Annotated in this window: 23 protein-coding genes and 1 other annotated feature; of the genes, 13 read left to right on the top strand and 10 right to left on the bottom strand. The window is 52.6% G+C overall.

What is annotated here, in order from left to right; genetic code table 11:
• The 4 genes from ACQ0PY_RS14980 to wzzB all read left to right on the top strand — a co-directional run bounded on the left by ACQ0PY_RS14980 (window position 1) and on the right by wzzB (window position 5134).
• The gene (locus ACQ0PY_RS14980) at window positions 1-1083 is read left to right on the top strand and encodes a DUF1972 domain-containing protein (protein WP_090049771.1); all 1083 of its coding nucleotides are present in this window, start codon (window positions 1-3) and stop codon (window positions 1081-1083) included.
• 114 nt (window positions 1084-1197) lie between these two features.
• The gene (gene gndA / locus ACQ0PY_RS14975; protein ID WP_142765245.1) at window positions 1198-2604 is read left to right on the top strand and encodes an NADP-dependent phosphogluconate dehydrogenase; all 1407 of its coding nucleotides are present in this window, start codon (window positions 1198-1200) and stop codon (window positions 2602-2604) included.
• Window positions 2605-2840: 236 nt separating this feature from the next.
• Window positions 2841-4007 (top strand): UDP-glucose 6-dehydrogenase, encoded by a 1167-nt coding sequence (ugd, locus tag ACQ0PY_RS14970; RefSeq protein WP_090049773.1) that lies wholly within the window; start codon window positions 2841-2843, stop codon window positions 4005-4007.
• A 143-nt stretch (window positions 4008-4150) separates the two neighbouring features.
• On the top strand, window positions 4151-5134 hold the full coding sequence (gene wzzB, locus ACQ0PY_RS14965) for an LPS O-antigen chain length determinant protein WzzB (protein WP_142765499.1): 984 nt from the start codon (window positions 4151-4153) through the stop codon (window positions 5132-5134).
• A 61-nt stretch (window positions 5135-5195) separates the two neighbouring features.
• On the opposite strand, the gene hisIE is transcribed toward wzzB, so the two are convergent.
• The 9 genes from hisIE to hisL all read right to left on the bottom strand — a co-directional run bounded on the left by hisIE (window position 5196) and on the right by hisL (window position 12452).
• Window positions 5196-5807, bottom strand: coding sequence for a bifunctional phosphoribosyl-AMP cyclohydrolase/phosphoribosyl-ATP diphosphatase HisIE (hisIE, locus tag ACQ0PY_RS14960; protein ID WP_090049775.1), 612 nt, complete (start codon window positions 5805-5807; stop codon window positions 5196-5198).
• Window positions 5801-6577, bottom strand: coding sequence for an imidazole glycerol phosphate synthase subunit HisF (hisF, locus tag ACQ0PY_RS14955; RefSeq protein WP_043000209.1), 777 nt, complete (start codon window positions 6575-6577; stop codon window positions 5801-5803). The genes hisIE and hisF overlap by 7 nt, the downstream gene beginning before the upstream one ends.
• A complete protein-coding gene (hisA, locus tag ACQ0PY_RS14950; RefSeq protein WP_044258718.1) occupies window positions 6559-7296 on the bottom strand; it encodes a 1-(5-phosphoribosyl)-5-[(5-phosphoribosylamino)methylideneamino]imidazole-4-carboxamide isomerase in 738 nt (245 codons plus the stop codon). Before hisA ends, hisF begins: the two co-directional genes overlap by 19 nt.
• The gene (hisH, locus tag ACQ0PY_RS14945; RefSeq protein ID WP_043000211.1) at window positions 7296-7886 is read right to left on the bottom strand and encodes an imidazole glycerol phosphate synthase subunit HisH; all 591 of its coding nucleotides are present in this window, start codon (window positions 7884-7886) and stop codon (window positions 7296-7298) included. Before hisH ends, hisA begins: the two co-directional genes overlap by 1 nt.
• Entirely contained in the window at window positions 7886-8953 is a 1068-nt protein-coding gene (gene hisB, locus ACQ0PY_RS14940) for a bifunctional histidinol-phosphatase/imidazoleglycerol-phosphate dehydratase HisB (RefSeq protein WP_043000212.1), read from the bottom strand. The genes hisH and hisB overlap by 1 nt, the downstream gene beginning before the upstream one ends.
• On the bottom strand, window positions 8950-10029 hold the full coding sequence (gene hisC / locus ACQ0PY_RS14935) for a histidinol-phosphate transaminase (RefSeq protein ID WP_044267042.1): 1080 nt from the start codon (window positions 10027-10029) through the stop codon (window positions 8950-8952). Before hisC ends, hisB begins: the two co-directional genes overlap by 4 nt.
• Window positions 10026-11330, bottom strand: a complete 1305-nt coding sequence (gene hisD, locus ACQ0PY_RS14930; RefSeq protein WP_109740640.1) for a histidinol dehydrogenase — start codon at window positions 11328-11330, stop codon at window positions 10026-10028. Before hisD ends, hisC begins: the two co-directional genes overlap by 4 nt.
• 5 nt (window positions 11331-11335) lie before the next feature.
• Entirely contained in the window at window positions 11336-12235 is a 900-nt protein-coding gene (hisG, locus tag ACQ0PY_RS14925) for an ATP phosphoribosyltransferase (RefSeq protein WP_043000214.1), read from the bottom strand.
• A gap of 67 nt (window positions 12236-12302) precedes the next feature.
• Window positions 12303-12426: a sequence feature (His leader region), on the bottom strand.
• Entirely contained in the window at window positions 12402-12452 is a 51-nt protein-coding gene (gene hisL / locus ACQ0PY_RS14920; RefSeq protein WP_001364200.1) for a his operon leader peptide, read from the bottom strand. (Overlaps the previous feature by 25 nt.)
• A 162-nt stretch (window positions 12453-12614) precedes the next feature.
• Between hisL and ACQ0PY_RS14915 the strand changes: the two genes are divergently transcribed.
• The 6 genes from ACQ0PY_RS14915 (at window position 12615) to tsuB (ending at window position 17549) form a co-directional block, all read left to right on the top strand.
• The gene (locus ACQ0PY_RS14915; RefSeq protein ID WP_043000216.1) at window positions 12615-13439 is read left to right on the top strand and encodes an SDR family oxidoreductase; all 825 of its coding nucleotides are present in this window, start codon (window positions 12615-12617) and stop codon (window positions 13437-13439) included.
• 46 nt (window positions 13440-13485) lie between these two features.
• Window positions 13486-14415 (top strand): LysR family transcriptional regulator, encoded by a 930-nt coding sequence (locus tag ACQ0PY_RS14910; RefSeq protein ID WP_043000217.1) that lies wholly within the window; start codon window positions 13486-13488, stop codon window positions 14413-14415.
• Window positions 14416-14631: 216 nt separating this feature from the next.
• Window positions 14632-14694, top strand: coding sequence for a membrane protein YoeI (yoeI, locus tag ACQ0PY_RS14905; protein WP_099433339.1), 63 nt, complete (start codon window positions 14632-14634; stop codon window positions 14692-14694).
• A complete protein-coding gene (locus ACQ0PY_RS14900) occupies window positions 14684-16045 on the top strand; it encodes an APC family permease (RefSeq protein WP_044258725.1) in 1362 nt (453 codons plus the stop codon). Before yoeI ends, ACQ0PY_RS14900 begins: the two co-directional genes overlap by 11 nt.
• A 202-nt stretch (window positions 16046-16247) precedes the next feature.
• A complete protein-coding gene (tsuA, locus tag ACQ0PY_RS14895) occupies window positions 16248-17306 on the top strand; it encodes a thiosulfate utilization transporter TsuA/YeeE (RefSeq protein WP_109740639.1) in 1059 nt (352 codons plus the stop codon).
• A gap of 15 nt (window positions 17307-17321) precedes the next feature.
• Window positions 17322-17549 (top strand): thiosulfate utilization sulfurtransferase TsuB/YeeD, encoded by a 228-nt coding sequence (gene tsuB / locus ACQ0PY_RS14890; protein WP_054176336.1) that lies wholly within the window; start codon window positions 17322-17324, stop codon window positions 17547-17549.
• Between the two features lie 35 nt (window positions 17550-17584).
• On the opposite strand, the gene sbcB is transcribed toward tsuB, so the two are convergent.
• The gene (gene sbcB / locus ACQ0PY_RS14885) at window positions 17585-19009 is read right to left on the bottom strand and encodes an exodeoxyribonuclease I (protein ID WP_043000219.1); all 1425 of its coding nucleotides are present in this window, start codon (window positions 19007-19009) and stop codon (window positions 17585-17587) included.
• Window positions 19010-19249: 240 nt separating this feature from the next.
• On the opposite strand from sbcB, the gene dacD reads away from it, so the two are divergent.
• From dacD to ACQ0PY_RS14870, 3 genes are all read left to right on the top strand, one after another.
• On the top strand, window positions 19250-20422 hold the full coding sequence (gene dacD / locus ACQ0PY_RS14880) for a serine-type D-Ala-D-Ala carboxypeptidase DacD (protein WP_109740356.1): 1173 nt from the start codon (window positions 19250-19252) through the stop codon (window positions 20420-20422).
• Between the two features lie 121 nt (window positions 20423-20543).
• Entirely contained in the window at window positions 20544-21017 is a 474-nt protein-coding gene (sbmC, locus tag ACQ0PY_RS14875) for a DNA gyrase inhibitor SbmC (RefSeq protein ID WP_043000221.1), read from the top strand.
• Window positions 21018-21141: 124 nt separating this feature from the next.
• Entirely contained in the window at window positions 21142-22200 is a 1059-nt protein-coding gene (locus ACQ0PY_RS14870) for an FUSC family protein (RefSeq protein WP_109740355.1), read from the top strand.
• The last annotated feature ends 75 nt before the right edge of the window (window positions 22201-22275 follow it).

Raw genomic sequence — 22275 nt, 5'->3', positions numbered from 1 at the left:
ATGGAAGATAAATCTAGCCCTAAATATGCTGTTGTTGGAGTAGTAGGCGTTCCAGCTAACTATGGTGGCTTTGAAACATTGGTTGAGAATTTAGTTTCAGACGGCGATGTTTTATCAGGGAATAGAACCGAAAAAGATTTCTTGGTTTTCTGTTCTGGTAAGGCTTATAGTGAAAAAAAAGATTCATATAAAAATGCAAAACTTGTTTATATTCCGGTTTATGCTAATGGGATATATAGCGTCCTTTATGATATTTTATGTTTAATAATGTGCATTTTTTATCGACCCAAAACAATATTGGTGTTAGGTGTCTCGGGCGCTATATTCATACCTGTGCTTAAATTGTTCTTCTATGGCAAAATTGTAGCTAATATTGATGGGCTGGAATGGCGCCGTGCTAAATGGGGGCGGATTGCGAAACGATTTCTCAAGTTATCAGAATCTATAGCAGTAAAGTTTTCAGACATTGTCATTTCCGATAATAAAGCAATCGCTGATTATGTTCGAGAGGAGTATGATAAAGATAGTTTAGTCATTGCTTATGGTGGAGATCATGCAGTTTCTCTTTGCCATGATGATATCGCCGTTAAAGATAATGCTTTTTCACTTTGTCGTATTGAACCTGAAAATAATGTACATCTTATTCTTGAGTCTTTCTCTCAAACAGATGTGAAGCTTACATTTGTAGGCAATTGGGATTCAAGCGAATATGGTAGAATGTTGAAAGATAAATACTCAGCATTCAAAAATATAACTATTCTTGATCCGATATATGATATCCACAAATTGTTTGCACTACGTAGCGCATGTCGTTTTTATGTCCATGGACATTCTGCTGGAGGCACAAATCCGTCATTGGTTGAAATGATGCATTTTTCAAAGCCAATATTATGTTTTGACTGTGCATATAACAGAGCTACAACCGAAGAACAGGCCCTCTATTTTCAAGATGTACATTCTCTCCTTCACATTATTTCTGATGCTCGTTTTCCTGATGATATGGGCGAAAAGATGCTTGAAATTGCGACCAGAAGATATCGATGGAGTATTGTTCGACAACAATATCTGGATGCTATGAAATAAGTGTTGGGTGTTCGTGCTTAAGTGCTACCTATCTACATTTTCATGAGTTAACATCTGCAATACATTCAAGCCGCGCATACGTCGCGCGGTGACCACACCTGACAGGAGTATGTAATGTCCAAGCAACAGATCGGCGTCGTCGGTATGGCAGTGATGGGGCGCAACCTGGCGCTCAACATCGAGAGCCGTGGTTATACCGTCTCCGTGTTCAACCGCTCCCGTGAAAAGACCGAAGAAGTGATTGCCGAGAACCCGGGCAAGAAACTTGTGCCTTACTACATGGTGAAAGAGTTTGTTGAATCCCTCGAAACGCCTCGTCGTATCCTGTTAATGGTGAAAGCAGGCGCGGGTACCGATGCAGCCATTGATTCTCTGAAACCGTATCTGGATAAAGGCGATATCATCATTGATGGTGGTAATACTTTCTTCCAGGACACCATTCGTCGTAACCGTGAACTTTCTGCTGAAGGTTTCAACTTCATCGGCACCGGTGTTTCCGGTGGTGAGGAAGGTGCGCTGAAAGGGCCGTCTATCATGCCGGGTGGGCAGAAAGAAGCCTACGAACTGGTGGCTCCGATTCTGACGAAGATCGCTGCAGTCGCTGAAGATGGCGAGCCTTGCGTGACCTATATCGGTGCTGATGGCGCAGGCCATTACGTGAAAATGGTTCACAACGGTATCGAATATGGCGATATGCAGCTCATCGCTGAAGCCTATTCTCTGCTGAAAGGCGGCCTGAATCTCTCTAATGAAGAGCTGGCCAGCACCTTTACGGAATGGAACAACGGCGAGCTTAGCAGCTACCTGATTGACATCACTAAAGACATCTTCACCAAAAAAGATGAAGAGGGTAAATACCTCGTTGATGTCATTCTGGACGAAGCGGCAAACAAAGGTACCGGTAAGTGGACAAGCCAAAGTTCTCTGGATCTCGGCGAACCGCTATCTTTGATCACTGAATCCGTTTTTGCGCGTTACATCTCCTCGCTGAAAGACCAGCGTGTTGCGGCTTCTAAGGTCCTGACCGGTCCGAAAGCGCAACCTGCAGGTGATAAAGTTGAGTTTATTGAGAAAGTTCGTCGTGCGCTGTACCTTGGTAAAATCGTTTCCTATGCGCAGGGCTTCTCTCAACTGCGTGCGGCGTCCGATGAGTACAACTGGGATCTGAATTACGGTGAAATTGCGAAGATTTTCCGTGCAGGTTGCATTATTCGTGCGCAGTTCCTGCAGAAGATCACGGACGCCTACGCGAAGAATGCAGGCATTGCCAATCTGCTGTTAGATCCGTACTTCAAGAACATCGCTGATGAATATCAGCAGGCGCTGCGTGATGTTGTTGCCTACGCTGTTCAGAATGGCATCCCGGTACCGACCTTCTCTGCGGCCGTTGCCTACTATGACAGCTATCGTGCTGAAGTACTGCCAGCTAACCTGATCCAGGCACAACGTGATTACTTCGGTGCGCATACCTATAAGCGTACTGATAAAGAAGGCGTTTTCCATACCGAATGGATGGATTAAATACATTGTCTGTCAGAAGCCCGGTCTAAAGACCGGGCTTTTTTTTATCCTGATTCTTATTGCATAATCTTCATCGCTTAATATTAACTTAATATTGTCCCTTTAGGATGATAAAGATAATCCTAATTGTATTAGGCTTCGTTGACACATTATTCGCTCAGACGCTAAAACAATAATAACGTGTCAGGATGTGAATACATCATGATGTCTAATTAAGTTAATTCTGAGAGTATGCAATGAAAATCACCATCTCCGGTACCGGATATGTCGGGCTGTCCAACGGTCTGCTAATCGCACAGCATCATGATGTGGTTGCGTTAGACATCATCCCCTCTCGTGTTGAAATGTTGAATGATCGGATATCTCCGATTGTCGACAAAGAAATTCAGCAGTTCCTGACGTCGGAGAAAATTAATTTCAAAGCCACACTGGATAAGCATGACGCTTATCGAAACGCAGATTATGTTATTATTGCGACGCCGACTGATTATGATCCGAAGACCAATTACTTCAATACTTCAAGCGTCGAGTCTGTCATTCAGGATGTGATAGCGATTAATCCAAATGCGGTAATGATAATTAAGTCTACCGTCCCGGTTGGGTTTACCGCTGCGATGGGTAAGAAATTTAAAACGCAAAATATTATTTTTTCCCCGGAATTTTTGCGTGAAGGTAAGGCGCTCTATGACAACTTATATCCATCGCGTATTGTCATCGGCGAGCGCTCTGAACGGGCAGAGCGGTTTGCCGCTTTGCTTCAGGAAGGGGCGGTGAAGCAAGATATTCCTACGCTGTTTACGGATTCTACTGAAGCAGAAGCGATCAAGCTTTTTGCTAACACCTATCTGGCGATGCGCGTGGCCTATTTTAACGAACTCGATAGCTACGCTGAAAGTTTAGGTTTAAATACCCGCCAGATCATCGAGGGGGTTTGTCTGGATCCGCGTATTGGAAATCACTACAACAATCCCTCATTTGGTTACGGCGGTTATTGCCTGCCAAAGGATACCAAGCAGCTTCTGGCTAATTATCAGTCAGTCCCGAATAACATTATTTCAGCGATCGTTGATGCCAACCGCACCCGTAAAGACTTTATCGCTGATGCCATTCTCGCCAGAAAACCAAAGGTTGTAGGGATATATCGTCTGATCATGAAAAGCGGCTCGGATAACTTCCGCGCATCGTCCATTCAGGGGATCATGAAGCGCATTAAAGCCAAAGGTGTTGAAGTGGTGATTTATGAACCTGTGATGCAGGAAGAGATGTTTTTCAACTCGCGTATTGAGCGTGATTTGACACAGTTTAAACAACAGGCTGACGTCATTATCTCGAACCGGATGGCTGAAGAACTCAAAGATGTATTCGAGAAAGTCTATACCCGTGATCTTTTTGGCAGTGATTGATTAGTCAACTGAGGGGAAGGGAGTCCCTGATAATGGGTTAAAGACCTACCAGAATTTTCGCAATCCTGTCAAATTTCCTATGGCATAAATTACGTTTCCCGATAAACTGTGGCGAGTTTAGAGCTTTCTTGTTTAGGGCAATGATGACAGTGGAAAATAACAACCTATCCGGACGCAGCAACGAACCGGAACAGATTGATTTAATTGACTTAGTGATTCAGATTTGGCACGGCAAAGTGACAATAATCATCTGCATTATTGTGGCTATTGCTCTGGCTGTAGGCTACCTGGCGGTGGCGAAAGAAAAATGGACCTCAACGGCGATTATTACTCAACCTGACGCTGGCCAGTTGGCAACGTATACCAATGCCATGAGTATCCTTTACGGTCAGGATGCGCCAAAAGTGAACGACGTTCAGTCCAGTGCTATTGGGCGTTTTAACTCGGCATTTTCCGCCCTTTCTGAAACGCTCGATAATCAGGAAGAACCAGAGAAGCTGACCATCGACCCGTCTGTAAAAGGCCAGCCTCTTCCGTTGAAAGTTTCCTATCAGGCAACCTCGGCTGAATCCGCGCAAAAAACGCTGGCGCAGTACATTCAACAGGTTGATGAAGCGGTCTCCAAAGAAATTAATACTGACCTCGCGATGAGCATTAAAACACGTGCTTCTGACTTAGAGCATTCGCTCGTAGCGCAGGAAAAGGTCGCTCAGGAACAAAAAGCACTGCGCATTGCCCAGATCAACCAGGCGCTTTCCGTCGCGAAACAGGCCAACATCAAGCTGCCGCAGGTTCAGCAGGCCGATCAGGTCTCCCAGGACACTATGTTTATGCTGGGGAGCGATGCGCTTTCATCGATGGTGAATAACGAAGCGACCCGACCGTTAACGTTTTCTGATAACTACTACCAGACCCGTCAGAACCTGCTTGCCGTTAAGGCGCTGAAAGTGCAGCCTGACAGTATTCATGCTTATCGCTACGTGATGAAGCCGACGTTGCCGATTCGTCGCGATAGCCCGAAAAAAGCGATCACTCTGATACTGGCGACACTGCTCGGTGGAATGATTGGTGCCGGCGTGGTGCTGGGGCGTAACGCGCTGCGTAACTACAAACCCAAAGCGCAGTAATATTACCCCCTCAAGAAAAACCGGGCCAGTTCAACTGGCCCGGTTTTTTTACGCCTTACGATCACTGATGGCGCTTGCGCAGATTCTCAATGACCGTCGTCAGGTCGAGATCCTGATCCTGCAGCAGGACCAACAGGTGATACATCAAATCCGATGCTTCGTTGGTCAGTTCGGATTTGTCATGTACCGTGGCTGCCAGCGCGGTTTCGACACCTTCTTCACCCACTTTTTGTGCAATGCGCTTGGTGCCGCTGGCATACAGTTTCGCGGTATAGGAACTTGCCGGGTCGGCTGTTTTGCGTTCAGCGAGTAGCTGTTCAAGTTGATACAAGAACAGCCACTGATGACTGGTCTCGTCGAAGCAGCTACTGGTGCCTTTGTGACAGGTGGGTCCGACAGGATTTACCAGTACCAGCAAAGTATCGTTATCACAGTCTGGCGCAATGCTGACCACGTTCAGAAAGTTGCCCGACGTCTCGCCTTTGGTCCACAGGCGCTGTTTGCTGCGTGAGAAAAAGGTGACTTTGCCGGTTGCAAGGGTTTTATCCAGCGCGTCCGGGTTCATATAGCCCAGCATCAACACTTCACCCGATACCGCGTGTTGTACGATGGCGGGCATCAGTCCGTCGGTCTTTTCCCAGTCCAGTTGGCTGCGTTGTTGCTCTGTTAACATATCCTGATCTCCACGCCCTGCGTTGCCAGGTACGCTTTTAATTCACCAATATTGATTATCTGTTTGTGGAAGACGGAGGCGGCAAGCGCGCCATCGACATCAGCATCGCGGAAAGCCTCGAGGAAGTGTTCCATGGTTCCCGCACCGCCGGACGCGATCAGCGGTACGCGGCAAACGTCACGTACCTTTTTCAACTGTTCGAGGTCGTAACCGTTACGCACGCCGTCCTGGTTCATCATGTTGAGGACGATTTCTCCGGCACCGCGCTTTTGCACTTCCTGTACCCAGTCAAGAGTTTCCCAGGTGGTAACGCGGGTGCGGCTTTCGTCGCCGGTATACTGATTGACATGGTACTTACCGGTTTCAGCGTCGTACCAGGTATCAATACCCACCACAATACACTGTACGCCAAAGCGATCTGCCAGACGGGTAATCAGCGTCGGGTCAGCTAGGGCTGGCGAATTGATGGAGATTTTGTCTGCACCAAACGAGAGAATTTTGGCCGCGTCGTCAACCGACTTGATCCCGCCCGCCACGCAGAAAGGAATGTCGATCACTTCCGCGACGCGCGAAACCCAGCTTTTATCGACCACACGACCATCGCTGGACGCGGTAATATCGTAAAACACTAGTTCATCGGCACCTTCATCGGCGTAGCGTTTCGCCAGCGGGACGATGTCGCCGATGATTTCGTGATTACGGAACTGCACGCCTTTCACGACCTGACCATCGCGAACGTCGAGGCAAGGGATTATACGTTTTGCCAGCATTGGATCGCCTCCTTAACGGTGAATTTGCCTTCCAGCAGCGCACGCCCGACGATCACGCCGCGCACGCCGGTTCCGCGCAGGGCCGCAACGTCATTGATGTCGCCAATGCCACCGGAGGATTGAAAGGCAATTTGCGGGTATTTTGCACAGACTTCTTCATACAAGGAGACATTCGAGCCCGCCAGCGTGCCATCGCGAGAAATATCCGTACAGAGCACATGTTTCAGGCCCACTGGCAGATAGGTTTCGACCAGTTCTTCGAGCGAAACGCCGGAGTTTTCCTGCCAGCCGCTCACCGCCACCTGTTTGTTTCCTTGCTCATCTATGCGGACATCGAGCGCCAACACCAGGGCATCAGCGCCAAAACGCGCGAACCAGCCTTTCACCATGTCTGGCGACTTTACCGCCGTGGAGCCAACCACCACACGAGCGACACCCGCTGCCAGCAGGGCCGCAACGTCGTCTTCAGTACGTACGCCGCCGCCGACCTGGACTGGTACGTTCACGCCAGCTACCAGGGTTTTTATCAGCGGGATCTGTCGTTTCGCCGGATCTTTCGCGCCGGTTAAGTCAACCAGGTGTAACACCTCGGCACCCTGCGCTGCGTAATCCTGTAAACGCGGTAGTGGGTCGGTGCCATAATCGCGCTGCTGTGCATAATCGCCCTGATGGAGACGCACGACGGTGCCGTCGATCAAATCTAAAGCCGGAATAATCATCACATCTCCAGAAAGTTTTTCAGCAACTGTGCGCCAGCGGCACCCGAACGCTCCGGGTGGAACTGCACGCCAAAGAAGTTATCTTTTTGTACGGCGGCGGTGAACGGTTCGCCGTAGTGGCATTGGGCGATGGTCCACGGATTGACCGGCATGGCATAGCTGTGCACAAAATAGAAATACGCGCCGTCTTCAATGCCCTGGAATAACCGGTTGCCTGCCTGCGGGTAGACGCGGTTCCAGCCCATATGCGGCAGCGGTAAACCGAAATCGGTCATCTTCGGTACGTCCTGATCGACGATGCCCAGCAGGTCGACGCCGTTCGTCTCCTCACTTCGTCGCCCCAGAATTTGCATTCCGAGGCAAATGCCCAGCACTGGCTGCGTGCAAGCTTTTATCAGCTCGATCAGTTCGCGCTCGCGTAACTGGTCCATTGCCGCCTGTGCCGTACCGACGCCGGGGAGAAAAAGTTTATCGGCCATTAACACCACGTCCGGGTCGCGGCTGACCACCGGATCATAACCGTGACGCGCGACTGCGGATTTCACCGAGTTCAGGTTGGCGCAGCCGGTGTCGAGGATCACCACGTTCATCACAGCACTCCTTTGGAGGAGGGAAGGGTATCACCCTCAACGCGAATGGCCTGGCGCAGGGTACGGCCGAAAGCTTTGAACAGACTCTCCACGCGATGATGGTCGTTTTTACCTTTCGTTTTCAGATGCAGCGTCACGCCCATGGTGTAGGAGAGTGATCGGAAGAAGTGTTCGATCATCTCGGTACTCAGATCGCCGACGCGCTGATAGGTGAACTCGGCACGGTATTCGAGGTGCGGACGCCCGGAGATATCCAGCGCACAGCGCGCCAGGCATTCGTCCATCGGTAGCACAAAGCCAAAACGGTTGATACCGCGCTTATCACCGAGCGCCAGTTTTAACGCTTCGCCCAGCGCCAGACCAGTGTCTTCCACGGTGTGGTGATCGTCGATGTAAAGATCGCCTTTGACGGTGATCTCCATGCGGAACCCGCCGTGTGTCGCAATTTGATCGAGCATATGGTCGAAGAAGCCGACGCCGGTGTTAATTTTGCTGCCGCCTTCACGGTCCAGCCACACTTTGACGTCAATCTGCGTCTCTTTGGTGACGCGCTCAACGTGGGCGTAGCGATCGCGTTTCGTCAGTTGCTCGCCGATTGCCGTCCAGTTCAGCGTCTCACGATGGTAACGGAGCCCGGTAATCCCCATGTTTTCAGCCAACTGGATATCAGTAGCGCGATCGCCAATCACGTAGCTGTTGGCGCTGTCCATCGCCTGCTCAGCGAGATAGCGTTCGACCAGCTTCACTTTCGGCTTACGGCAGTCGCACTCATCTGCAGGCAAGTGTGGGCAGATCAGCACTTCATCAAACTGCACGCCCTGAGAGGTCAGGATTTGCATCATCAGATTATGCGGGCCGTCGAAATCGGCTTGCGGGAAGCTTTGCGTTCCCAGACCGTCCTGATTAGTGATCATCACCAGCTTAAAGCCCGCGTTTTGCAGCTTCAGCAGCACCGGCACTACGTCGGGCTCGAAGGCGAGTTTGTCAAAGCGATCCACCTGGAAATCGCTCGGCGGTTCGGAAATCAGGGTTCCATCACGATCGATAAAGAGATACTTCTGGCTCATACTTGCTCCGCACGTAAAGCGTCAATGACGCGCTGGCTTTCTTCACGGGTACCAACAGTAATACGCAGACAGCCGCTTAAAGAAGGTTGCTTGTTCTGGTCTCGTAAGATAATGCCCTGATCCCACAAAGATTTAAATACGCTACTGGAGGCGGTAAAGCGCGCCAGAATGTAGTTGGTTTCGGAGTCAAAAACCTGTTCAACGCAGGCAATCTCTTTAAGCGCTTTCACCAGGTACTGACGCTCAAGCAGGATCTGCGCCACGCGTTCGCGCATAGCATTGACGCCTTGCGGGCTCAGCGCTTGTTCGGCAATGTCGGCAACAGGGGTAGAAAGCGGGTAGGGAGCGATCACTTTCAACAACAGGTTAATCACCTCCTCATTCGCCAGCGTAAAGCCGCAGCGCAGACCAGCGAGGGCAAACGCCTTGGACAGCGTGCGCAGAATGACGAGGTTAGGATACTCAGAAAGCCAACCCGCCAGCGTTGCCTGCGGGCAAAACTCGATATAGGCCTCGTCGGCGACCACAATGGCTTTGTCGCGCGTCAGTTCCAGCAGCGTGCGCAGATCCTGCGGGTTAATCAGTTGTCCGGTGGGGTTATTGGGACTGCACACGTAAACCACCTTCACGCCATCCAGATTGTCAGAAATGGCCTGCATATCCAGTTGCCAGTCGGCGAGCGCCGGTACGGTACGGCATTCGACGCCAATGGTTTCGGCGCTGACGCTATACATCCCATAGGTGGGCGGGCAGAAGAGAATCGCGTCTTTCCCCGGTTCGCAGAAGGCGCGGATAAGCAGCTCAATGCCTTCATCTGCGCCACGACTGACCAGTACCTGCTCCGGTTTAACTCCGGCGTACTGCGCATAATTTTCAATCACCGCTTTCGGCTGGCATTCCGGGTAACGGTTCAACGTTTGTCGGGTGAGTTGATATTCAACCGCTGTCGGGAATTCGTTGGCATTGAGCCAGACGTCGCCGTTGCCGCCCAGACGACGAGCAGATTGATACGGCGTCAGATTGCGGACGTTTTCACGGGCTAAGTCGGTGACGCTGAACGTGTTTTCAGTGCTCATGCTTGCTCCTTCAGGGCGTTAACGCGCAGGGTGACGGCATTTTTGTGAGCGGTCAGGCGTTCCGCCGCCGCCAGTGTCTCGATGGTTGAAGCCAGCGCGGAGAATCCCGCTTTCGACAGTTCCTGAACTGTCATGCGCTTCTGAAAATCCGCAAGCCCGAGGCTGGAACAGGTGGCGGTATAGCCGTAGGTCGGCAGCACGTGGTTAGTCCCGGAGGCGTAATCACCCGCTGACTCCGGCGACCAGTCGCCGAGGAACACCGAACCGGCACTGGTGATGTCATCAACCAGCTCGCGGGCATGACGGGTTTGAATAATCAGGTGCTCAGGTCCATAGAGGTTAGAGATGGCAATACACTGCGCCAAATCTTTCGTCACGATTAATCGACTGGCGCTGAGCGCCTGACGCGCCGTTTCTGCGCGCGGGAGTTCAGCCAGTTGACGTTCAACGGCTTCGGCAACGCGACGGGCGATGTCGGCATCCGGGGTCAGCAGAATGACCTGGGAATCCGGACCGTGTTCCGCTTGCGAAAGCAGATCGGAGGCGACGAAATCCGGCGTGGCGCCGCTGTCGGCAATCAACAGTACTTCGGACGGTCCGGCTGGCATATCAATCGCCGCGCCGTCAAGACGCTGGCTCACCTGACGCTTCGCTTCGGTCACAAATGCGTTTCCAGGGCCAAAAATTTTGTCTACTTTCGGCACGGATTCGCTGCCAAACGCCAGCGCGGCAATGGCCTGTGCACCGCCAACATTAAAGACTTCCTGCACACCGCACAGCTGCGCCGCGTAGAGAATTTCATCGGCAATCGGCGGCGGGGAACACAGCACCACCTTCTTACAGCCCGCAATACGTGCCGGGGTGGCGAGCATCAGCACGGTAGAAAAGAGCGGGGCGGATCCGCCGGGAATATACAAACCGACGGACGCCACCGGACGCGTCACCTGCTGGCAGCGGACGCCTGGCTGGGTTTCCACATCAACGATCGGTAATTGTTGCGCGTTGTGGAAGGTTTCAATGTTTTGCACCGCGACAGCCATCGCCTGTTTGAGATCGTCGCTCAGTCGTGCGCTGGCGGCGGCTATCTCTGCTGGGGTCACCTTCAGCGCCGCAACCTCGGTTTTATCAAACTTCGCGCTGTACTCGCGCAAGGCGTCATCGCCACGGTTTTTGACGTTATTCAGAATCTCGCTCACGGTGCGGGTGATGCTGTCAGACGCGGAAATCGCCGGGCGCGTCAGTAATTCACGCTGCTGCTCAGGGGAACAGTCGTTCCAGTTAATGATTGTGCTAAAGCTCATGGCCATCACTCCATCATCTTCTCAATCGGCAGCACCAGAATCGAGCTGGCGCCGAGCGCTTTCAGTTTTTCCATCGTCTCCCAGAACAGGGTTTCGCTGCTGACCATGTGCATCGCCACGCGTTGCTGATCGCCAGCCAGCGGCAGAATAGTTGGGCGTTCGGCGCCTGGCAGCAGCGCGATGACCTCTTCCAGACGCTCGCTTGGCGCGTGCATCATGATGTATTTCGATTCGCGAGCCTGGATAACGCCCTGAATACGGGTCAGCAGCTTATCGACCAGTTGCTGCTTGGCGTCGGTCATCTCACCGTCACGCTGGATCAGACAGGCTTTAGAACGGTAAATCACTTCGACTTCGCGCAGCCCGTTGGCTTCCAGGGTCGCGCCGGTCGAGACCAGATCGCAGATGGCATCGGCGAGGCCCGCGCGCGGAGCCACTTCCACAGAACCGTTCAGCAAGCAGGATTTAAAAGAGACGCCTTTCTGGTCGAGATAACGTTTGAGCAGGTGCGGATAAGAGGTGGCGATGCGCTTGCCATCCAGCGCGGCGGGGCCATCCCAGGCTTCATCCACTGGCGTTGCCAGGGAAAGGCGGCAACCGCCAAAGTCGAGACGACGCAGCGTAAAGTAGCGAGGATCTTCACCCTGGGCGCGGCGGTTCAGCAGTTCTTCTTCCAGAACGTTCTCACCGATGATGCCCAGGTCAACCACGCCGTCCATCACCAGACCGGGGATATCGTCGTCACGCACACGCAGAATATCAATTGGCATATTCTCTGCCATCGCAATCAGGCGCTGAGTGTGTAAATTAATTTTAATCCCACAGCGGGCGAGTAATTCGCGTGAGTCATCGCTCAAACGACCTGATTTCTGAATAGCTATGCGTAAACGGCTGTTGTCTAACATTCTCTTTTCCTCTTTATCCTGTCTGAACCTGTCTGAACCTGTCTGAACCTGTCTGAATTTCGCGCCAAAAAAAAAGCCCCCGGAAGATGATCTTCCGGGGGCTTTCTCATGCGTTCATGCACCACTGGAAGATCTGAATGTCTCCCAGCACACATCGCCTGAAAGACTAGTCAGGATGATGGTGATGATGGTGATGTTTAAATTGAACGCGTGTCATAAAATTCTCGATGAATGCTTATTCATGTGATGCCTTTTAAGCTAAACCACTTTAACGTCTTAAAGCAAGCGCTTTTTTTAATTCCTATTTATAGTATGAATTGTCAGTCTTAAAGCGCTGGCGTAGCCTTATAGACATAGTGCTGGAGTCAGGAGAAAACGGATGAAAAAGGTCGCAGTTGTCGGTTTAGGATGGTTAGGCATGCCGCTGGCGATGTCGCTCGCTGCCAGAGGCTGGCAGGTGACGGGGAGCAAAACCACCCAGGATGGCGTGGAAGCGGCCAGAATGAGCGGGATCGAAGGATATCCGCTACGGCTCGAGCCTGAATTGGTGTGTGAAACAGACGATCTGGATGCGCTGATGGATGTCGATGCCCTGGTGATTACCTTACCGGCTCGACGCAGCGGTCCGGGAGAGGACTTCTATTTGCAGGCGATGCAGGAGCTGGTGGACAGCGCGCTGGCGTATCGTATTCCGCGCATTATCTTTACCAGTTCGACCTCCGTCTATGGTGATGTCCAGGGGACGGTAAAAGAGGGAACCCCGCGCAATCCGGTCACCGCCAGCGGTCGTGTGTTAAAAGAGCTGGAAGACTGGCTGCATAATTTACCGGGTACCTCAGTTGATATCTTGCGACTGGCCGGGTTGGTAGGGCCGGGGCGTCATCCAGGTCGCTTCTTCGCGGGCAAAACCGCGCCTGACGGCGAACACGGCGTCAATCTGGTGCATCTGGAAGATGTGATTGCCGCCATTACGCTGCTGTTACAGGCACCGAAAGGGGGACACATCTATAATATATGTGCGCCTTCGCATCCTGCACGCAATGTGTTTTATCCGCAGATGGCGCGTCTGTTGGGAATGGAGCCGCCGCAGTTCCGCGATTCTGCGGATAACGGTAAAGGTAAAATTATCGATGGCAGCCGGATTTGTAATGAGCTTGGGTTTGAATACCAGTATCCCGATCCGCTGGTGATGCCGTTGGAGTAATGCATACCGCCAGCAGTTAGTCGCCATACAACGCAAGGGGGCGTGTATGAAACCACTGCTGGACGTGCTCATCATCCTTGATGCCCTTGAGAAAGAGGGCAGCTTCGCGGCGGCGTCCGCCAAACTGTATAAGACGCCGTCAGCTCTCAGCTATACCGTCCATCGTCTGGAAAGCGACCTCAACATTCAGATCCTCGATCGCAGTGGCCATCGCGCCCGGTTCACGCGCACGGGGCAAATGCTGTTAGAGAAAGGGCGAGAAGTTCTGCATACCGTGCGGGAACTGGAAAAGCAGGCGATAAAACTCCACGAAGGCTGGGAAAATGAACTGGTGATCGGCGTGGACGATACCTTTCCTTTTTCCCTGCTCGCCCCCCTGATTGAATCCTTTTATCAGCACCACAGCGTCACGCGCCTGAAATTCATTAACGGCGTGTTGGGGGGATCGTGGGATGCGCTGATCCAGGGCAGGGCGGATATTATTGTTGGCGCGATGCATGAACCTCCTTCATCCAGCGACTTTAGCGTTGCGCGCCTGGGTGAGCTGGAACAGATTTTCGCCGTTGCGCCACACCATCCGCTGGCTGAAGAAGCCGAGCCGCTGAGCCGCAGTACCATCAAACGCTATCGCGCGATTGTGGTCGGCGACAGTTCGCCTCTCGCTGCTGCAACGGCGACGCAACTGCTTGACGATCAAGAGGCCATCACCGTCTTCGATTTTAAAACCAAACTGGAACTGCAAATCAGCGGTCTGGGATGCGGTTATCTTCCGCGTTATCTGGCGCAGCGCTTCCTGGAAAGTGGGGCGCTGATCGAGAAAAAAGTGGCGGCGCAAATTCTCTTTGAACCAGTATGGATGGGGTGGAATGAGCAGACGGCGGGGCTCGCCAGCGCCTGGTGGCGGGACGCGATTTTAGCAAATAGTGCTATTGCGGGGATCTATAAAAAAGACGATAGCGAAAAATCAAACATTTAAGAAAAAATAGTTCGCGACAAGCTACTCATTCTCTTGTCTTTTCGCCTCATTTTAGTGCACAATGCGCCGCTTGCAAAAAATGACATTAACCGACGTTTTAATACGCGTCGGTTATTTTTTTGCATCAAACCAATCATTCATACAAAGAGGCCGGGCTTCGTACCGGATAGATATTTACTAAAAACCGACAGTTGTTGTCGCTGAGGAATCCAGAAGATGGGGCAATTTTTTGCTTACGCGACGGCATTCGCCGTAAAGGGGAATGACCATGTCGCATAACGCTACTCCAAAAACCTCTCGCGTGGAATTGCGTAAAACGCTTACGCTGATTCCGGTTGTCATGATGGGCCTTGCCTATATGCAGCCAATGACGCTGTTCGATACGTTTGGTATCGTTTCAGGCCTCACTGACGGTCACGTTGCAACGGCGTATGCCTTTGCGCTGGTCGCTATTCTTTTTACTGCGTTGAGCTACGGTAAACTGGTTCGCCGTTTCCCGTCCGCTGGCTCAGCGTATACCTACGCCCAGAAATCCATTAGTCCGACCGTCGGCTTTATGGTTGGTTGGTCATCTCTGCTGGACTACCTGTTCATGCCGATGATCAACATCCTGTTGGCAAAAATTTATTTTGAAGCGCTGGTGCCGTCCGTACCGTCGTGGATCTTTGTTGTCGCGCTGGTGGCCTTTATGACCATTTCCAACCTGCGCAGCATCAAGACCGTGGCAAACTTCAATACCCTGATTGTGATCCTGCAGATGGGCATTGTGGCGGTGATTGTTGGCCTGATCATCTACGGCGTTTCGAACGGTGAAGGCGCTGGTACGCTGACCAGCACGCGTCCGTTCTGGTCGGAAGGTGCGCACGTCGTGCCAATGATTACCGGAGCAACGATTCTGTGCTTCTCGTTCCTGGGCTTTGACGGTATCTCTTCGCTGTCTGAAGAGACCAAAGATGCAGAGCGCGTGATCCCGAAGGCTATCTTCCTGACGGCGCTGATTGGCGGCCTGGTATTCATCGGTGCCTCTTACTTCCTGCAACTGTACTTCCCGGATATCTCTCGCTTTAAGGATCCAGATGCCTCTCAGCCTGAAATCATGCTGTATGTGGCGGGTAAAACCTTCCAGTGGGGCGTGCTGATTTTCTCCAGCGTGACCGTTCTGGCGTCCGGTATGGCGGCACACGCAGGCGTCTCTCGTCTGATGTACGTGATGGGCCGTGACGGCGTATTCCCGACGCGCTTCTTTGGTTACATTCATCCGAAGTGGCGTACCCCGGCATGGAACGTGCTGCTGGTGGGGGCAATTGCGCTGATGGCGATTAAATTTGACCTGGTGACGGCGACGGCGCTGATCAACTTCGGTGCGCTGGTGGCGTTTACCTTCGTGAACCTGTCTGTGATTTCACAGTTCTGGATCCGCGAAAAACGCAACAAGACGCTGAAAGACCACTTCAACTATCTGGTGCTGCCGGTATGTGGCGCGCTGACTGTTGGGGCGCTGTGGATCAACCTGGAAGAGAGCTCTATGGTTCTGGGGCTGATCTGGGCCGGTATTGGTCTGGTGTATCTGGCCTGCGTGACCAAAAGTTTCCGCAACCCGGTTCCGCAGTACGAAGATATCGCCCAGTAATTCATAAGGTTTGTAGACCCGGTAAGCGAAGCGACACCGGGCAGGAAGCCGGAGTTAACCACTCCGGCTTTTTTTATGTCGCTGGTTTATTTCCCGTCATTATTCATAACCATTAGTTCTAAATTAGAGAATTTCGTTATTGGTTCCCGGCCGCATGCTCAGGAATAATTTCCTGATTGATATTCTTCAGGCTAATGAATTTATGTTTTCAATGATTTTAAGCGGGGTTATCTGCGGCGCGCTGTTGGGCTTTGTGATGCAACGTGGTCGATTCTGCCTGACCGGCGGTTTCCGCGACATGTATATCGCTAAAAACAACCGTATGTTTTATGCGCTGCTGATTGCGATTTCCGTGCAGAGTGTCGGTGCCTTTGCGCTGATTCAGGCGGGAGTGATTCGTTACGATGCGGGCGCGTTCCCGTGGCTCGGTACCGTTGTTGGCGGTTATATCTTCGGGATTGGAATTGTCTATGCGGGCGGATGTGCCACCGGAACCTGGTATCGTGCGGGTGAGGGGCTGATCGGCAGCTGGATAGCACTGGCGACCTACATGGTGATGAGCGCGGTAATGCGTTCGCCCCATGCCAGCGGTTTAAACCAGACGTTAAAAACGTACAGCACGGAGCACAACTCCATTGCTGACACGCTGAACCTTTCCGTCTGGCCGCTGATCGCCGTTCTGCTGGTGGTGACGCTCTGGGTAGTCAGTAAAGAACTGAAAAAGCCAAAGCTGAAAGTCGCCTCTTTGCCGCCGCGTCGTACCGGGCTTGCACATATTTTGTTTGAAAAACGCTGGCATCCGTTCGTGACGGCGGTACTGATTGGTCTTATCGCGCTGCTGGCCTGGCCGCTGAGTGAAGCTACCGGGCGTATGTTTGGGCTCGGGATCACCTCGCCGACGGCTAACATTCTGCAGTTCCTGGTGGCGGGAGACAGCAAATTCCTTAACTGGGGCGTTTTCCTGGTGTTGGGGATTTTCCTTGGTTCGTTCATCGCGGCGAAAGCCAGTCGTGAATTCCGCGTGCGGGCTGCCGATGCGGCAACCACGCTGCGCAGCGGCTTCGGCGGGATCCTGATGGGATTTGGCGCCAGTATTGCCGGTGGTTGCTCTATCGGTAACGGTCTGGTGATGACGGCGATGATGACCTGGCAGGGCTGGATTGGCCTGGTATTTATGATCCTTGGCGTCTGGACCGCGTCATGGATTGTGTTTGTTCGACCGCAGCGTAAAGCCCGTCTGGCAACCGCTGCGACAAATTAAGCGTAAGGATTAATGATGGCGATTAAAAAACTGGACGTGGTCACACAGGTTTGCCCGTTCCCACTGATTGAAGCAAAAGCCGCGCTGGCTGAAATGGTGAGCGGTGACGAACTGGTAATTGAGTTTGACTGCACACAGGCGACAGAAGCGATCCCACAGTGGGCTGCTGAAGAAGGGCATGCGATTACAGATTATCAGCAGGTTGGCGATGCCGCCTGGAGCATCACCGTCCAGAAAGCGTGATAACAGGCCCTCCGCCGTGGCGCGGAGGGCGATTCTCAGACGATCTCTTCAGCGTACTGCCACAGCGCCTTCAGCAGTACCTGCTTCTCTTTATCATCCGCATATTCCTGATACAACATCTGCAACTCGTCGGCGTAGCGCTGCAAATATTCCGGCGTAAAGACCTGACGACGGTGCTCCAGCCAGCGCTGTTGCTCCGCTTCATCCAGCGTGCCGGGGAAATTACGCGCCCGATAGTTGAACAGCAGTTTCTCAATACGTGGATCGACAAAGGTGATGTCCAGTGCCGGCAGGTTTTGCGGGTCGGTTTCCAGCACAATTTTCATTGCCGCACGGTCAGCATCGCTAAAGAAACCATTATAAAGCTGGGCATCGACGTTGTCAGACGGCGTGAACGGCTCGGCTTCGGCAAAGATGGCGACCACTTTGTCACGCACCTGCGGATTTTCACGCAGGACTTTCAGATTATCGAGACAGTGCTGGCGATTAATCCCCAGACGGTCGGCATCTTCCGGGCGCAGCGTGTTCGCCTGCGCCAGCACCGGGCATTTGTTGATGTGCACCAGCTTCAGCGGCACGGCGGCGGTATCGCCCAGATCGGCTTTGGCGGTGTACAGACGTTCGCGCAGGGTGTCGCTGTCCAGCTCCAGCAACGGCGAAATATCACCGGCCAGGTCGACCATGATCACCGCATTACGGTTATCCGGATGCCAGGCCAGCGGTGCAACCCAACTGGTGTTGCCGCGCCATGCGCCAAACATGCCGGAAACATGCACCAGCGGTTTCATTTGCGGCACGTCAATCAGCGCGGCCAGCTTGTGCTTATTGCGGTGCGTATAGAGATACTCAAACAGACGTGGCTGCCGTGACTTCACCAGTTGCGCCATCGCAATGGTGGCATAGACATCCGCCATCGCATCGTGCGCGTTGCTGTGCTCAATACCGTTTGCTTTCGTCAGATGCTCCAGGCGAAAGCTGGGGAGGCCGTCGTCATTTTCCGGCCAGTTGATGCCTTCCGGGCGCAGGGCGTAGCAAGCGCGCATCACGTCCAGCAGATCCCAGCGCGAATTATCATGCTGCCAGCTCCAGGCGTAGGGATCGTAGAAGTTACGGTACAGCACGTTGCGCGTAACCTCGTCGTCGAAGCGCACGTTGTTGTAGCCAATAATGCAGGTTTTCGGCACCGTAAACAGGGCGTGGATCCGCGCGGCAAACGCAGCTTCATTATCACCTTTCTCTCGTGCTTCCTGCGGGGTGATTCCGGTGACCATCACCGCGCCCGGCTGGGGCAAATAGTCATCCGCCGGTTTGCAGTAAAAAACCTCAGGTTCACCGATGATGTTGAATTCGCTATCGGTACGCAGAGCGGCAAATTGCGCAGGTCTGTCGAGCGCCGGATGAATGCCAAAGGTTTCGTAATCGTGGAAGAGAAAGGTGGGTTGTTGCTTGCCGTCATTCATAAATAAGTGGGTTCCGTGACTTCTGGTTGCGCGCTGCCTGGACTGCACAGAGTACCAAAATTCGGCGTGGTAATCAGCCTGACTCACAGAGAAGAAAGACAGAAAGCGGCTGGAGATTAGGTGCAACGGATCAATCAAACAGGGATCAATGTGCGATAAGTCACATTTTCTTGCAATTATTCCCTGTTCGTTTATCAGAATTTCCGTAAAAAGGACGGCTCTTTTGAAACGTCTGAGGACATGCTGTTGAAACCCCGTCTGTTTATTACCGCTTCTTTACTCGCGATGCATCTCTCTTCTGCACTTGCTGCCGGTACGGCTGACTTTGCGCCACCGCCACCTGGCATTGAAGCCGGTTCATGGGTGCTTATGGATTACACCACGGGGCAAATTCTCACGGCGGGTAATGAACATCAACAGCGCAATCCTGCCAGCCTGACCAAGCTGATGACCGGTTACGTGGTTGACCGCGCCATTGACAGCCAGCGCATTACCCCGGACGACATTGTCACCGTGGGACGCGACGCGTGGGCGAAGGACAACCCGGTGTTCGCCGGATCCTCATTGATGTTCCTCAAAGAAGGGGACCGGGTGTCCGTGCGCGATTTAAGCCGTGGGTTGATTGTTGATTCCGGTAACGACGCCTGCGTAGCGCTGGCAGATTACATCGCTGGTGGGCAACCGCAGTTTGTCGCGATGATGAACAATTACGTCAAGAAGCTCAATTTGCGGGACACCCATTTTGAGACGGTGCACGGACTGGATGCCCCTGGTCAGCACAGTTCAGCTTACGATCTGGCGGTGTTGTCCCGGGCAATCATTCATGGTGAGCCGACGTTTTATCACATGTACAGTGAGAAAAGCCTCACCTGGAACGGTATTACCCAGCAAAACCGTAACGGACTGCTGTGGGATAAAACCATGAACGTTGATGGCCTGAAAACCGGGCACACCTCAGGCGCGGGGTTCAATTTGATTGCTTCTGCGGTGGACGGTCAGCGCCGACTGATTGCCGTGGTGATGGGCGCGAATAGCCCAAAAGGGCGTGAGGAGCAGGCACGTAAACTGCTGCACTGGGGACAACAAAATTTCGACACGGTGCAGATCCTGCGTAGAGGTAAGCAGGTCGGAACGGAGCGTATCTGGTACGGTGATAAAGAGAAAATCGCGTTAGGTACCGAACACGATTTCTGGATGGCGCTGCCAAAGGCGGAAATCCCGCACATCAAAGCGAAGTACATCCTGGATAAGAAGGAACTGGAAGCGCCGCTTGCCGCCCATCAACGGGTCGGGGAAATCGAACTCTACGACCGCGACAAACTGGTCGCTCACTGGCCTCTGGTCACGCTGGAAGCCGTCGGTAAGGGAGGCGTCTTCTCCCGTCTGAGTGATTATTTCCACCACAAAGTCTGAATCGTACTGACAGAGACTGGCAGGAGTTCGGTTCCGCTCACATAATAACCACAAAGTGCTTGTGACGGCGGTTTAGTCTTCGTTATGCTGTATATAAATACAGTGTAACGATGGAGGCAACATGAATTACGAGATCAGAAACGCTGATAAGCGCACCGTTGCAGGTTTCCACCTGGTGGGACCGTGGGAGCAAACGGTGAAACAAGGCTTTGACCAGTTGATGATGTGGGTCGATGGCAAGCAGGTTGTAGCGCAGGAGTGGATCGCCGTTTACTTCGACAATCCGGATGAAGTGCCCGCCGAAAAACTGCGCTGTAGTACAGTCGTTTCCGTGCCTGCTGATTTTGTCATCCCGGAAAACAGCGAAGGCGTGACGCTCAGCGAAATCGACGGCGGTCAATATGCGACGGCAGTTGCACGCGTCGATAATAATGATTTTGCCACGCCGTGGTATCAGTTCTTCAATAGCCTGATGCAGGACAAGGCATATGAAATGGCATGCAAACCCTGCTTTGAAGTCTATCTGAATAACGGTTGCGAAGACGGTTACTGGGATATCGAGATGTATATCGCGGTGCAACCAGCCACGAAGTAAGTCTAAAACCAGGCGGACCGGCGCGGAGCGACTACGCTTAGCGAGATGTCCTGTCCGCCACAGTGAACTTCTGCGCGTAAAAACAGGTACAATCATTTTTTGCTTTTCCTGATGGAGTGCATGAGTGCGTGCCGACAAGTCACTGAGTCCATTTGAAATCCGCCTGTATCGCCATTACCGCATTGTGCATGGTATTCGCATTGCACTGGCCTTCATCCTGACTTTTTTGCTTGTTCGTTTATTTAACATTCCGGAAGGGACATGGCCCTTGATTACGCTGGTGGTGATTATGGGGCCGATCTCGTTCTGGGGAAACGTGGTTCCCCGTGCCTGGGAGCGGATTGGTGGTACGATCCTCGGATCGGTGCTGGGTCTGGTGGCGTTGCGTCTTGAACTATTCTCATTGCCACTGATGCTGTTCTGGTGTGCGGCAGCTATGTTCCTGTGTGGATGGCTCGCGTTAGGAAAAAAACCGTATCAGGCGCTCTTGATTGGCATCACGCTTGCTGTCGTCGTGGGTGCGCCCGCTGGCGATATGGAGACCGCACTCTGGCGCGGCGGCGATGTCATTCTGGGGGCGCTCCTCGCCATGCTGTTCACCGGAATCTGGCCGCAGCGCGCCTTCATTCACTGGCGCATCCAACTGGCGCACTGCGTGACGGCCTATAACCGGGTGTATCAGGCCGCGCTGTCGCCTAATCTGTTAGAACGTCCCCGTCTGGATAAACATCTGCAACAGCTATTAGGTGACGTGGTAAAAATGCGCGGACTTATTACGCCGGCGAGCAAAGAGACGCGCATCCAGAAATCTATTTTTGAAGCCATTCAGACCGTCAATCGTAATCTGGTTTGCATGCTCGAATTGCAGATCAATGCCCTGTGGGCGACCCGTGAAAGCCATTTCGTCATGCTCAATGCCCATACGCTGCGGGAAACGCAGCAAATGACCCAGCAGGCGCTGTTGACGATTGCCCATGCCTTGTTCGAAGGTAATCCGCAGCCGATTCTCGCCAACAGCGAAAAACTGAACGAGACCGTTAACGAATTGCGCACGCTGATCCGTCAGCACGATGAACATCATGTGGCTGAAACGCCGATTCATGGCTATGTCTGGCTAAGCCTGGAAACCGCCCGTCAACTGGAGCTGCTGTCGCATCTTATCTGTCGCGCACTGCGCAAATAAAAAGCAGGTAAGGGGAATGCTGCCCTGGCTGCTTCGATTCAGCAAGGAATAAGGGTATGATGGAAACCAGAATGA

It is taken from the genome of Citrobacter sp. LST-B2 (assembly GCF_057983045.1).
Note: the sequence above shows the minus strand (reverse complement) of the source record. Positions and strands in the feature narration are given on the sequence as shown.

Bases quoted from the DNA above. Each gene is read 5' to 3' on its own strand.
- gndA (WP_142765245.1), top strand. From the start codon at position 1,198: ATGTCCAAGCAACAGATCGGCGTCGTCGGTATGGCAGTGATGGGGCGC.
- sbcB (WP_043000219.1), bottom strand. From the start codon at position 19,009: ATGAATGACGGCAAGCAACAACCCACCTTTCTCTTCCACGATTACGAA.
- hisA (WP_044258718.1), bottom strand. From the start codon at position 7,296: ATGATTATTCCGGCTTTAGATTTGATCGACGGCACCGTCGTGCGTCTC.
- hisC (WP_044267042.1), bottom strand. From the start codon at position 10,029: ATGAGCACTGAAAACACGTTCAGCGTCACCGACTTAGCCCGTGAAAAC.
- ugd (WP_090049773.1), top strand. From the start codon at position 2,841: ATGAAAATCACCATCTCCGGTACCGGATATGTCGGGCTGTCCAACGGT.
- hisB (WP_043000212.1), bottom strand. From the start codon at position 8,953: ATGAGCCAGAAGTATCTCTTTATCGATCGTGATGGAACCCTGATTTCC.
- ACQ0PY_RS14915 (WP_043000216.1), top strand. From the start codon at position 12,615: ATGAAAAAGGTCGCAGTTGTCGGTTTAGGATGGTTAGGCATGCCGCTG.
- wzzB (WP_142765499.1), top strand. From the start codon at position 4,151: ATGACAGTGGAAAATAACAACCTATCCGGACGCAGCAACGAACCGGAA.
- hisG (WP_043000214.1), bottom strand. From the start codon at position 12,235: ATGTTAGACAACAGCCGTTTACGCATAGCTATTCAGAAATCAGGTCGT.
- tsuB (WP_054176336.1), top strand. From the start codon at position 17,322: ATGGCGATTAAAAAACTGGACGTGGTCACACAGGTTTGCCCGTTCCCA.
- hisF (WP_043000209.1), bottom strand. From the start codon at position 6,577: ATGCTGGCAAAACGTATAATCCCTTGCCTCGACGTTCGCGATGGTCAG.
- sbmC (WP_043000221.1), top strand. From the start codon at position 20,544: ATGAATTACGAGATCAGAAACGCTGATAAGCGCACCGTTGCAGGTTTC.
- dacD (WP_109740356.1), top strand. From the start codon at position 19,250: ATGCTGTTGAAACCCCGTCTGTTTATTACCGCTTCTTTACTCGCGATG.
- ACQ0PY_RS14900 (WP_044258725.1), top strand. From the start codon at position 14,684: ATGTCGCATAACGCTACTCCAAAAACCTCTCGCGTGGAATTGCGTAAA.
- hisH (WP_043000211.1), bottom strand. From the start codon at position 7,886: ATGAACGTGGTGATCCTCGACACCGGCTGCGCCAACCTGAACTCGGTG.
- hisD (WP_109740640.1), bottom strand. From the start codon at position 11,330: ATGAGCTTTAGCACAATCATTAACTGGAACGACTGTTCCCCTGAGCAG.
- ACQ0PY_RS14910 (WP_043000217.1), top strand. From the start codon at position 13,486: ATGAAACCACTGCTGGACGTGCTCATCATCCTTGATGCCCTTGAGAAA.
- ACQ0PY_RS14980 (WP_090049771.1), top strand. From the start codon at position 1: ATGGAAGATAAATCTAGCCCTAAATATGCTGTTGTTGGAGTAGTAGGC.
- tsuA (WP_109740639.1), top strand. From the start codon at position 16,248: ATGTTTTCAATGATTTTAAGCGGGGTTATCTGCGGCGCGCTGTTGGGC.
- hisIE (WP_090049775.1), bottom strand. From the start codon at position 5,807: ATGTTAACAGAGCAACAACGCAGCCAACTGGACTGGGAAAAGACCGAC.